Below are 12,384 nucleotides of genomic sequence, written 5' to 3' on the forward strand. Positions count from 1 at the left end.
ATCCCAAGATCACACCCACAGATCAATACCGATCAATACTCGTACGTGATCGCGGGGTCGCCGATGGTCGGCGTCTGATCCAGTTTGAGGTTGGCCGAGCCGGCCGCGGTGGTCACGTCGTATTCGATGGTCACCGTGTCCTGAGGCGCCAGGGAGATGTCGTCCATGTAGGTCATATGGTCCTTGGCCTGCACCTGCGCGAAGGAACTGCCGTTCGACGCCGACACGTTGCTGACCTCGCCTCCGGCCGGCGTGTAGATGACCACGCGGTTCACCGCCACGCCTCCCTTGGCGTTCGCCGTGATGTATTCCGGCAGGGATCCGGCCTCGCCCGGCTGCAGGGTGTTGGTGAACGAATACGTAACGTGGTAGGTGTTGTCGCCGGTCCTCTTCACCGTCGACTTGCGCTGGATGTACCAGTCCATCTTCGAGGCCTGCATCTCGTTGAGGTAGACGCCGGCCACCGGGTTCTTCGCGTCGTTGGTGATCTCGCCGGTGACGCCGGCGCTGCGCAGCACCGCCTGATTCTCCTCGTGGAACGACCAGAAGTACAGGTGCCGCTGCTCGGTCATCCGGAGCATCGTCTTGGCGACGGTCATGAGCTTCTGCGTGTTCATGTCGCTGAACAGGTGGGCGACCACCTGGGCGGCGGTCTCGCTGAAGTACTGGTCCTGAGCGGAGGGCGCCAGTTCCTTGTAGGCGCCGTTGAGCAGGAATTCGGCGGTGTTCGACCCGTTGAGCACGCGCCCGTCGGACAGAGTCACGTCGCCGGTGGCGCCGATCATCGCCTGCAGCGCGACGGGGTCGAGCGACATCACGCCGTCGGACGATCCGCCGAACGGAGCCGCCTGCCAGAACTTCTGGGCCATGGACGCGACGCGCGGGAAGTCCGGCGTGGACGAAAGATTATGAATGACTTGACCGAAGTACAGTCCGCTGTACAGCGTGCCGTCACCGTCCTGGTTGACGTCATCCAACGCGGCGTTGGAGGGGAACTCGGCATCCGCGTGGAACTCCCCCACCGCGATCTTGCCATTGTCCGCGCTGAAGGAACCGGCCGAACCGATCAGGCCGCCGGTTCCGCGGATCTCGGAATTCGTCTGGGCCAGCAGCACGTAGTTGCGGGCGCCGTTCGCACCGAGGAAGTTCGGCAGCATGTTGAGCATGCCGCTCAGGTTTTCGGTCACCTGCGCCAGGGCGGCCATCTGCGTCTTGCCGTTCTGCAGCGCGTTGTTCACCACGCCGAGTTTGGCGTCGGGAAGATCCTGGATCGTCCTGGCCTGCGATTGCACGGACTGGTCGACCGTGGCAAGCTGCTGCGCCGCAGCGATGATCGGCTCCATGTCGAGCTGCCCATCGCCACTGGAGAGACTGGCACCGGTCAGTGTGGTGACGACCTTGCCCAGCTGGGGCAGCGTGGTCTGCGCGAAGTCATCGATGGTACCGATGGCGGTGCGCGCCGTCTTCACGTCACCGCCGACCACGGGCATCTTCTCCGTCAGCGTCCACAGACCGCCGCTGACATCCTGCTTGGCGGCGGCCGCCTCCTTCTGGATGTAGCTCACGTCGGACAGCGCCTTGACCATGTCGTCGGTGGAACCGTCCTTGATGACCTTGGCCGCGTTGACAACATTGTTGAGGTGCGCTTTGGCGCTCATCGCCGACTTGTACAGTTTGAATCCGCTGAAGCCGGCCGCCGCGGCGCACACGACCAGCAACAGCAGCACGACGAGCAGCGCGTTGCGAACGCGATGGGTTGTCCTGGTGACCGTGCGTGCGTGTGATGGCATGGGCTACTTCCTTACGTTATGACATATATCGATACTGGCTAGCTGCCCGGTTACGCTTTCGCTGGACGGGTAGCCCGGCGGACGGCACGTAGCAGTGCACGACGTGCACATCGCGTATGATGCCGGGGTGTCAGCGCGGCTGACTGGGGTGGCCGCGGACCGGATGGAGCACCGGCACCGCCGGCGTCGTACAGGTCCGTGGGGAACGTGATCGGAGGAATGTCCCAGAACGTATCGACGATGTCGTGATTGGCAACGGGAATCGCCGTGCCCGCCGGTTCGGACGGGGCACCGGAACGCCGCTCATCGCCTCCGTGGGCTGCGCATCGCCCGGTTGGGCAGGCCCGGACACCGGAGACTGCATTATCGTGGGCTGATCCGCGACACTGTTATGCGACGCCGGAGCCGTTGGCGTCGTATTCTTTTCCGGCTGGCCACCCGTTCCCATGAGCTGGCATGCACCTTTCAGCGAGTATTTCTCCTACCGCATGCCAGTCTACCCATGCCCGCGGGATAACCCAAAAAGCCCTGCAAGAATACCGATCTTTGAGGCTTCTGATGTTTTTGTGGGTTAGATTGTGGGTTGTGGTAGTCGGATGTCGAGTCCGCTGCATCGGAGCATGATCAGGGCGATGAGGTTGGTGACGCGGTGGAAGCCGTAGGCCATGCGGATGGTGGCCTTGATCCTGTTGTTGAAGGCCTCGAGCCTGGCGCTGGAGTAGCCCGGTTCGATGGTGCGTGGGATGTCGGGGCGGCGTCTCCTGATTTTTTTTTGGAAAGCTCGACGATCTCGGGGATGCGGCTATGCGAGGCCCGGAACACCCAGCGGTTCAGCTCTCCCCCGGCCCGGTCGAGGGGGGGAGCCCGAGCAGGCGCAGCGGTTCCTCGAGCCGCCATGAACGGTAGAGCTGGCCCTTGGGGTCCGTGCGTCGCGGGCTTTCGAGGTGCGCTGCCGGCTCCAGCGCGAACGGACGGGACGGCGCGGCACCAAGGACGCTCTACAAGGGCAGGAGGATCCTGCTCAAGACCGCGTCCCTGCGCACCGACAGGCAGAAGGCGCGCGCCGACGATCTGCTCGCCGACCCCGCGAACAAGCCGCTCGCCCTCGCGCACGGCGCGTACCAGAAGATCATCTCCTGCTACGCGCACGAGGACCGGCGCAAGGGACGGGGCATGATGGCCGAGCTCATCGAATCCCTCGCCGTCAAAAGCGGTGCGCCCGGATGCCCCGAACTCGCCACGCTCGGACGCACCCTCAAACGCCGCATGGGCGACGTGTTCGCGTTCTTCGACCACCCCAACGGCGCGAACGGCCCCACCGAGGCCATCAACGGCAGGCTCGAGACCCTCAGGGACATAGCCCTCGGCTTCCGCAACCTCGACAACTACATCACCAGAAGCCTGCTCCACACCGGAGGCTTCAGACAAGCCATCCAAACCCACCTCTAACCACACGCCATACACACCAAAATGCGAAGAGCCACATAACCAAAGAGCCTCTGCCGGGAATCAACCGGCAGAGGCTCTTTGCATAGAGAATAATCGCAATCAGTAATTGTTATGAGCGATCCAGTAGTTGTACGCTGCGACGATGCCGCCGTAGCGCTGCTCGCAATAGCTGATGAACCACTTGAACTGGGTCTTGTAGTTGGTCTGCCAGTCCGCACCGGCGGAAGCCATCTTGCTACCGGGGTAGGCCTGACCCAAGCCATAAGCACCAGACGTGGGGTTGGTGGCGGTGGGGCTCCAACCGGACTCGTGGTTGATGATGTAGTTCGCAGCGGTGAAGTCCGCTTCGCTATACCCGTTGTCCAACAGATACTGATGCGCCCAGGACTGCACTTCTCCAGCCGGAACAGTGGTGCCGAGATCGGCTGACGACGGCGACTCGGTGGAACCAGTGCCCACCAGGATCACCTTATCCACCGGGGCCTTCTTGACCCATGAGGCGAATACGTTGGAAGAGATGACCTTGTCGCCGGCTCGCTTGATCAGCGAGGTGGTCTCCATAATGCCCTTTTGGCCCTCGGTCTCGACCTTTTCCTGACCCTTGGGCAGGCTGCTGGTCTCCTTGCGTACTTCATTGAAGGCGATCTCGGTATCGTTGGTCTCCACATCGGCATCCGCGCGATTAATGGTGACCACGGTGGCCTCGGTGACCTTGGATTTCAGCGAGGGAGATACGGCATCATCCGGGTCAAGCGTGATATCACCCGTCTCCAGCACGTCCTTGACGGTGGTCATGTTGGCTTTTTCGCCAAGTACTACGCGCGAATCGCCATTAATCTTCACCGTAACGAACGTGGTGTTCTTGTCGGCGCTGTTGATTGCGCCACGAGTGGCAGAACGGGATGCGGCCGAATCGGTGGCGGAGAACGAAGTGATGGTGGAAATCGGCTTCACATCATCAGCATGGTAGAAACTGCGCGACACCAATCCCGCCGCGCCGAGCAGACCTGCCGCGGCCACCACAGCCGCGATCTTCATCCACTGGCGCTTGTTCAACGGTCTGAGCATACGGGTCGGCTTGGCATGTCTCGTCATTGCGCTCCTTGATCGGATTTCACACTGACCACCATGATAGGCGGCGCAGTGGATGAAGGAAAATCAGGCTCAGGCCTGCTGGTCGGCACCGGACTGGGCGGCCTTGGCGGCGGCCAGATCGAGTGCCTTGGCCTGGGCGATCAGATCGTCGAGATCGGCGGCCTGCAGCGCGCCGGCCTGCTGGAAGATGACCTCGCCCTGCTTGGCGATCATCAGCGTGGGCACCGCCTGGATGCCGGCGGCCTGGGCCAGATCCTGGTTGGCGTCGATATCAACCTTGACGAAGGCGATGTTCGCGTTCTCCGGCTCGTTGGAGGCCGCCTCGAAAATCGGGCCGAACGCGCGGCACGGGCCGCACCAGGTGGCCCAGAAGTCAACGAACACGATTTCGTTGTCGGTGATGGTCTTCTCGAAATCGGCGGAGGTGATGGCGGTGGTTGCCATGATGTTCCCTTCTTTTGTGTTTTCCTTGGCATCGCCGTACGGCCCTCATGCGTGGCCGCCGGGCGATTGCCTTATTCATGCAATACGTCTTGGCGCTTGGGGCCGTGCGGTTCGTGGCCGTCGGCTCCCTGCTGGCTACCAGCTTCCCAGCACCACCCAACATTTGTGTCGTATTTTCCGCCGCCGGCCAAACGTTTCCCAAGATTTCGCTGTAAGGTGACGCGTGGCGTGATTTTGCGCGCAATAATGGGATGCATGCCAGTCATGAATGATGAAGTGCCCGACGAGGGCGATTATGATGCCGGCCGTGGCCGCGGCGAATTCGACAACATCACGCCCGAGGACTTCATCCACGGAGGCGGTTCCGGTCACGGCAACCCGCCGGGCTGGCTGGGGCCGTCCGACATCAACCGGGCGCGCCATCAGATGCCCATCGCGTATGTGGAGATCGTGCCCGTACGCACCGATGAGATGGGCCGCATCTCCCAGGTGGGCTCGCTGCTGCGCGTATCCGAGGACGGGTCGATCGAGCGTACGCTGATCACCGGCCGTGTGCTGTACCACGAGACGTTGCGCGAGGCCATCGCCCGCAATGTGGCCAAGGATTTGGGCGATATCGCCTTGCCGCTGCTGCCGATCGGGCTCCAGCCGTTCACCGTGGCCGAATTCTTCCCCACGCCGGGACTAAGCGAATACTACGATCCGCGCCAGCACGCCATCGTACTGTGCTACGTGGTGCCTATCGCCGGCGACTGCAAGCCGCAGGATGAGACGCTGGATGTGGAATGGGTGGATCCCAAGAGCGACGTAATGGACACGTTCGTGGCGCAGATGGTCAACGGCCATGGGCGCATCGTGCGACAGGCGTTGGCCTGGGCCGGAATCTGACAGTTGTTTTGCCTTCCGTTGGAGGGGATGGCGCGTAGCGACGGAGGGCGGTCCGCGTTGAGACCGCTCCCAGCCGACTGTGCCGACAGCTCCGCCAGTGGGGCGCGAATGTGAAGGAGTAATTCATGGCAATCGAATTGGCCAATCATATCTACCGCGACGGCGAAGGCGTGCCGGTGGTGCTGATGAACGCCTACCCGGTGGACCACCGCATGTGGGACGTGTGCGCGAAGGCGCTCGCCGACTTCGCCGACCTGAACGATGTGCCGGACTTCCCGATCTGGGCTCCGGACATGGCCGGCTCCGGCGCATCCCCGGTGCCGAGCGACGCCGATTCGGGCCCCCGCATGGCGAACGGCGCGTACAGCGAGGCGCTGGATCGCCTGGCCGGAGCCTACGTGGACCTGATCAAGGCCGCCGGCTATGAGCAGGCGATTTGGGTCGGGCTGTCGATGGGCGGCTACGTGGCGATGGACATCCAGCGCCTGTACCCCGAAACGGTGGCCGGACTGGCCTTGTGTGACACGATGGCCGCGTCCGACGGCGTGGGCGGAGAGAACCGACTGAAGATGGCGGACGCCGCCGAACAGACGAACTCGGTCGAACCGGTGATGCACTTCGCGCAGCCGGCCGATGGCGATTCCACCGTCAAGAAGACTCCTGAATTCATCGCGACCATGACCGGCTGGATCAACGAACAGAACCCGGCTGGTCTGGCTTGGCGTCAGCGCATGACCTACGGACGTCCTGAACTGGGGGCGGTGCCGGAAACGATCAGCGCACCGAGCCTGGTGGTATCCGGCGAACTGGACCCCTCCAGCAATCCGAGTGTGATGCGTCCGCTCGCCGAACGAATCACCGGCGCTGAATTCATCGATATTCCGGACTGCGGCCATTTCAGTGCCGTCGAACATCCGGATACCGTGGCGCGAGCACTGCTCTCGCTCGTCAAGCGCGTGCAGAGCGCGCAGAAGAACGCATAGGAGACCTCGATGACCGCTGACATTCATTTCTCGCCTCTGGCGCTGACCCATGCGCTGCCGTTCCTGCCGCTCGCACAAGGTGACATCGACTATCAGGTGGACCGGCGAAGCGAACCCGGCCTGATCGACGAGCTGTTGGCCGAGCCGACCACCAAAGTCGTGCTTACGCGCGGCGGACTTGTCGCCGTACCGCGCGGCCAAGGCGAGCTCGTGGACTATGAGAACGTGAAAATGCGGCTCGCCACGTTGCCGGGCGCCTATGTGTCCGCCGAACTGGCACGCTACCCCGAAGCGGTCGCCATGTTCCTTGGCTCCTATGTCGGGGCGCGCGGCGAATCCGTGGTCGCCGTGGATATCACGCGCGTGCCGGAAGCCGGCGTTCCCGGTGTTGGCGGGATTGCCGGTGTTGGCGGTGCCGTCGGCGGCGTGCTTGGCACCCAGGATTCCGGCACTGTGGACGGCGCGCTGGGCAAGAACGGCATCAGCGGAGGTGCTGCCGCCGGAATACGGCAGTCGGGAAACGCCAAGGGTAATGGCGGCGTAGCCGCAGCCAAAATCGCCGGGCCGCTCGGTGTACCGGATTCGGCCGGGCAAGGTGCGGACGATGCCTTCGATGATTCGGTCGGCGCGTCCGTACAGCCCTTGGCCCCGAAGCCCACGCTGCTGCAACAGGCCGTGACCCGGTTCGACTGGGTGGACCTGCGCGGATTCGCCCCTCACTCCAACGCGCGCGAGGCTGGGCAAGCCACCAGTGCCATCACCTTAAGCATCTGGCACAGCCGCCAGCGGTTCTGTCCCACCTGTGGCGCGGCGGTCCGGCCGGCGCTCGCCGGATGGGCGCAGCGATGCACCAACGAGGCGGACGGCAACCGTGTGCTGTTCCCGCGCGTGGAGCCGGCGGTCATTACCGCCATCGTGGACGGGCACGACCGTCTGCTGCTGCAACACAACGCGGCATGGAAGGATTCGAGGCTGTATTCGGTGTCCGCCGGATTTGTGGAGGCGGGGGAGAACCTTGAACACGCCTGCCGCCGCGAGGCCATGGAAGAGACCGGCATCAAGCTTGGCGAGGTGCGGTACCTGGGCTCGCAGCCGTGGCCGTTCCCGGCTTCGCTGATGATGGCGTTCAAGGCACATGCGATCACCACCGACGCGCGTGTGGACGGCGAGGAGACCATGACCGCGCGATGGGTCACACGCGACGAATACACGGCCGAGCTCATCGCCGGCCGTATGGCGGCGCCGGGCCGCGCCACCATCGCCCGCTACATGATTGAGGAATGGCTCGGTCGCGAGCTGTGACGGACCGCGAAGATAGGTTAGGCTTATGACTATGAGTGATGACAACGAAAACGAACAGCCGCTGAACCTCGACATTCCCGACCATCTCGAATACTCCGAGGAGCATGCGTGGGTGGACCGTTCGGTCGACCCCGCAATCATCGGCATCACCGAATACGCCGCCGACCAGCTTGGCGAACTTGTGTTCGTGGATCTGCCTGAGCCTGGCGCCCGTGTGGAGGCCGGCGACGAGATCGTGGAGCTTGAATCCTCCAAGGCCGTCCAGCCGCTGATCAGCCCCGTGGCGGGTACGGTCAAGTATGTGAACCGTGACGTGGCGGACGACCCGTCCGTGGTCAACGGCGATCCGTACGGCGAAGGCTGGCTGCTGAAGGTCGAGCTTGACGACGATGAGCCGGAGCTGCTGAGCGCCGACGAATACGCGAAGGTCGTGCGGTAGTTCCTTTTGAGCTCCCCTCTCTGAGGGGAGCCAAGAAAAATGAGGCGTATGGCCTATATTGGTGTCTATGAGAAGCCCACGTGAGGATTTTGAGGCGGCAGGCAAGCGACTGCCTTGGGATGCTGCTGCTCGCAATGCAGCGCTGTCCGCCACCGCGCCAGTCTCTGACGTCAAGGCATCCGCCAATGGCGTCGACAATGCCAGCAATGCTGAGCATTCCGATGACATGCCCACCGTGCCGATTCCCGCACGCAAGGCTGCCACGACGTTCGACACCCCCTCCAAGCGTGAGCGCATCGAAGTCAAGCCGCCGATCACCCGATTCATACGTCGTGCCGTCACCCGCGTGTTCGGTGTATGGTCACGCATCTCCACTCAGGTGGTGCGCCAATGGGACTGGTATCCGCGAGTGGAACCCTATGTGGGTTATGGTACAGGCGATTACTCGCGTCTGATCTGCCGCACGGTATACGCCCCCAGGCACGCGCAATCCGGCGAACTGATCCGCGGCATCCGCGGCATGCTTGCCATACCCGCGCCGCGCACCCACGTGCAGGCCAGCATTGATGGCATGCCGCTCAACACCGTGCAGATCGGCGTCTCCGAGGTCTATGACAAGGTGGACCGCACGCGCGATCTCGGCAGCGAATACGCCATCTCCGATTCCGCCGGATATCTCGACCTCGTGGCCGAGCATCGTCTGGTGCCCGGCATCCATCGCGTCTCCTACAGCGTGGCCAACCGCAAACCCGTGAGCGCCAACCTGTACACCATCCCCGCCAGTGCCAAAGTCGGCATCATCTCCGATGTGGACGACACCATCATGATCACGCAGGCCCCGGTGCCATGGAAGGCCGCGTACAACCTGCTGTTCCTCGACCCCAAGAAGAAAGCCTCCGTGCCGGGCATGAGCGTGCTGTTCACCCGCATCGCCGACTTGTTCCCCGGCGCACCGTTCTTCTATCTTTCGACATCGCCCTGGAATGTGGAGAGTTCGATTCGCAACTTCATCACTGACCATGGTTTTCCCGAAGGCCCGCTGCTGCTGCGCGACCTCGACCCGAGGCCCAAGACCTTCGTACCCACCGGCCCCCAGCACAAACTTGAGTTTGCCGAACAACTTATGGCCGACTTCCCAGACATGAAGTTCATTCTGGTGGGCGATGACGGGCAGAAAGACCCGACCACGTACGCCACCATCGCCCGCAGATATCCCGGACGTGTACTGGCGATCGTCATTCGTGAGTTGAGCCCGCGCGAATCAACCGGATTGGCGTCGGTGACGGGGCTCACCTCGACCCAGCCGACTCCGGTAACCGATGTGCCAGTATTCACCGGCACCACAGGCTCGAACATTCTGAAGACCATGCTGCCGTATCTGAAGACGGTGTTGCGATAGGCGCGGCGTGATGAACACTGAATGCGTCCCGGTGCGGTGCCTCGCCTATAATCGCGTGGTATGACTGACGAGAGCACAAACGCCGCGGCCGCGATGCCGCCTTACGCCAAGCGCGAGCCGAAGCGCCGCGAATTCCACGGTGACGTTTTCGAAGACGATTACGAGTGGATGCGAGACAAAGACTCCGATGATGTGCGCAGCTACGTAGCTGCCGAAAACCAGTACTGCGAGCGTCGCATGGCGCATCTGGCGGATTTCCGGCATACGTTGTTTGAAGAGCTGAAATCGCATGTGGAAGAGACTGATATGTCGGTTCCCACGCGCGTCAATGATTACTGGTACTTCACCCGCACGCAGCAGGGCAAACAGTATGGCGTGCAATGCCGCATCCCCGTGCGCGATGCCGATGACTGGGACCCGCCGGTCGTGGATCCGCAAGGCGCGCCCGGCTCCATGCCCGGTGAACAGGTCGTTTTTGATGCGAACAAGGAATCCGAGGGGCATGACTTCTTCCGGCTCGGCGGCTTGGATCTGAGCAAGGACGGCCGTTGGATGCTGTACGGCGTGGATGTTGCGGGAGACGAGCGATATGATTTCCGCATTCGCGACCTTGCCGGGCTGGAGACCGGGGAGCCGGTCAGCGAACTGCCCGAACAGTTCACCGGCATTGGCAGCGCATGCTTCACGCCGGACGGCCAATGGGTGTTCTGGGTGGAATTGGACGATTCCTGGCGGCCGCTCGCTGTGTGGCGTCATCGTGTTGGCACGGCGGTCGAATCGGATGTGTGCGTGTACCGAGAAACCGATGAACGGTTCTGGGTGGGCGTTGGCATCAGTTTTGATGAGCGCAATATCGTGATCGGCACCGGTTCCAAAACCACCACCGAAGTGCTGATGCTGCCGGTGGCCACGCCTGAAGGCGAATTCCAAGCTTTCATTCCGCGTCAGAACGATATTGAATATGATGTGAGCTTTGCCTGTTTTGAAGGCGCGGGGGAGAACGGTGCGGATGTGCCACTCGCCGTGGTCTATCACAACGCTGCCAATCCGAATTTCGAAATCGACGTCATTGACATGCGTGGCCATGAGCCGCCGTACCGACTCGGCGAAGGCGTGTGCATTGCCGCCGGGTCGCCGTACGGCTGTGAACATGGTGAGCCGGATAAGCCGATTACCGAGGCATACTTCAACGCCGTCAATCCGGCGATATTGCAGGGTGCCCACGGTCTGGGCATCGAAGGCATCGCGTTGCATCGCAACTTTGTGTCCCTGAGCTACCGTGCCGACGGCCAGCCGCACGTGGCATACATGACCAAGAGCGCGGCTGCCGCCGACTTCCTGGCCGGACGGCCGTGGCGGTTTACGGAATTGCTGCCGCCTGCCCTGGAGGACGACTGGGACATGGTTGCCGACGATCGCGAAAACTTCACCGGCGATCATGGCGAAATCTTGTGGACCGAAGATGAGGCCCCCACGGATCACACGTCATCTTCCGATGGTGCTAGCGACGACCACCTGCCCGGTGAGACCCGGCGCTTGTACACCATCGGCGTCGGCGGCAACCCCTCGTATGAGGCGCCGCGCATGCGCTACTCGTTCGCCAGCTACACCCGCCCGGGCGAGTTGCACGAAATCGATCCCGCCACCGGTGAAGATGCGCTGCTGAAGCGAGCCACCGTGTTGGGCAACTTCAATCCACGCGATTACATGGAACGCCGTGTGTGGATTACCGCGCGCGACGGCGAACGCATTCCTGTTTCCCTCGTCTGGCACCGCGATTGCCCGGCGCAGGATTCGCCGATGTTCATTACCGGATATGGTGCATACGAGATTTCCTCCGATCCGGGGTTCTCGGTCTCTCGTCTGAGCATGTTGGATCGCGGTGTGCTGTACGCCGTGCCGCATATTCGTGGCGGCGGCGAAATGGGACGCGCCTGGTATGAGCAGGGGCGCAGACTGAACAAGAAGCATTCCTTTGAGGACTTCGTGGACGCCACACGCGCGCTGCAGAAGGCGCATTTGGCTGATGCTTGGCGCACCGTGGCCAACGGCGGATCCGCTGGCGGCCTGCTGATGGGCGCGATTGCCAATATGGCGCCCGAATGCTACGCCGGTGTTGAGGCGGATGTGCCGTTCGTGGACGCGTTGACCTCCATTCTTGACCCGGACTTGCCGTTGACCGTCACCGAATGGGACGAATGGGGAGACCCGTTGCATGACCCTGAGGTGTATCAGTACATGAAGTCGTACACGCCATACGAGAATGTGCCGGTCGCCGTGCTCGAGGGCGGCAACGACGAGGCTGCCGGTGACGGCAGTGCTGATGGGGCTGCCACCGGCGCGGTCGCCGCCGCGCAATTCCCGAGAATCTTCATTACCACCTCGATGAACGACACCCGCGTGCTGTACGTCGAGCCGCTCAAATGGCTGGCCCGTTTGCAGTCCGCCGGCGTGGACGCGGTGGCCAAGATTGAGGTCGAGGCCGGTCACGGCGGTCTATCCGGGCGTTACAAGCAATGGGAAGAGGTTTCCTATGAGAACGCTTGGTGCATGGATGTGATGGGGCTCGCTCATTAGGCCATGTCCACTAGCTGA

At 62.5% G+C, this 12,384-nt stretch carries 10 protein-coding genes and 1 pseudogene; 7 read left to right on the forward strand and 4 right to left on the reverse strand.

What is annotated here, in order from left to right; translation table 11 throughout:
- Positions 1-32 precede the first annotated feature (32 nt).
- Positions 33-1,790 carry a DUF4012 domain-containing protein gene (locus AB5287_RS02335; RefSeq protein ID WP_368220557.1) on the reverse strand — a complete coding sequence of 586 codons (1,758 nt, stop codon included), beginning with the start codon at positions 1,788-1,790 and terminating at the stop codon, positions 33-35.
- A 682-nt stretch (positions 1,791-2,472) separates the two neighbouring features.
- Positions 2,473-2,556: pseudogene (locus tag AB5287_RS02340) on the reverse strand (transposase); the annotation flags it as partial.
- 158 nt (positions 2,557-2,714) lie between these two features.
- Here AB5287_RS02340 and AB5287_RS02345 point away from each other — a divergent pair.
- Positions 2,715-3,239: a transposase gene (locus AB5287_RS02345; protein WP_007055172.1), complete on the forward strand. Its 525-nt coding sequence runs from the start codon at positions 2,715-2,717 to the stop codon at positions 3,237-3,239.
- A gap of 99 nt (positions 3,240-3,338) precedes the next feature.
- Here the strand turns inward: AB5287_RS02345 and AB5287_RS02350 are convergent, their stop codons facing one another.
- Together AB5287_RS02350 and trxA are read right to left on the reverse strand one after the other, a co-directional pair.
- On the reverse strand, positions 3,339-4,334 hold the full coding sequence (locus tag AB5287_RS02350) for a G5 domain-containing protein (protein ID WP_007055181.1): 996 nt from the start codon (positions 4,332-4,334) through the stop codon (positions 3,339-3,341).
- A 69-nt stretch (positions 4,335-4,403) separates the two neighbouring features.
- Entirely contained in the window at positions 4,404-4,778 is a 375-nt protein-coding gene (gene trxA, locus AB5287_RS02355; RefSeq protein WP_007051343.1) for a thioredoxin, read from the reverse strand.
- 255 nt (positions 4,779-5,033) lie between these two features.
- On the opposite strand from trxA, the gene AB5287_RS02360 reads away from it, so the two are divergent.
- From AB5287_RS02360 to AB5287_RS02385, 6 genes are all read left to right on the forward strand, one after another.
- Entirely contained in the window at positions 5,034-5,666 is a 633-nt protein-coding gene (locus tag AB5287_RS02360) for an NUDIX hydrolase family protein (protein ID WP_032682412.1), read from the forward strand.
- 125 nt (positions 5,667-5,791) lie between these two features.
- Positions 5,792-6,649, forward strand: coding sequence for an alpha/beta fold hydrolase (locus tag AB5287_RS02365; RefSeq protein ID WP_007051340.1), 858 nt, complete (start codon positions 5,792-5,794; stop codon positions 6,647-6,649).
- A gap of 9 nt (positions 6,650-6,658) precedes the next feature.
- Complete coding sequence (gene nudC, locus AB5287_RS02370; RefSeq protein ID WP_023658101.1) at positions 6,659-7,951, forward strand: NAD(+) diphosphatase; 1,293 nt, start codon at positions 6,659-6,661, stop codon at positions 7,949-7,951.
- Positions 7,952-7,976: 25 nt separating this feature from the next.
- On the forward strand, positions 7,977-8,390 hold the full coding sequence (gene gcvH / locus AB5287_RS02375; RefSeq protein ID WP_007051338.1) for a glycine cleavage system protein GcvH: 414 nt from the start codon (positions 7,977-7,979) through the stop codon (positions 8,388-8,390).
- A gap of 67 nt (positions 8,391-8,457) precedes the next feature.
- Positions 8,458-9,789: an App1 family protein gene (locus AB5287_RS02380; RefSeq protein WP_023658102.1), complete on the forward strand. Its 1,332-nt coding sequence runs from the start codon at positions 8,458-8,460 to the stop codon at positions 9,787-9,789.
- Between the two features lie 60 nt (positions 9,790-9,849).
- Positions 9,850-12,366 carry a S9 family peptidase gene (locus AB5287_RS02385; RefSeq protein WP_007051336.1) on the forward strand — a complete coding sequence of 839 codons (2,517 nt, stop codon included), beginning with the start codon at positions 9,850-9,852 and terminating at the stop codon, positions 12,364-12,366.
- Positions 12,367-12,384: the final 18 nt, after the last annotated feature.

It is taken from the genome of Bifidobacterium sp. RTP21102st3_E2_RTP21102_210122, from assembly GCF_040916945.1.
GTDB lineage: Bacteria > Actinomycetota > Actinomycetes > Actinomycetales > Bifidobacteriaceae > Bifidobacterium > Bifidobacterium longum.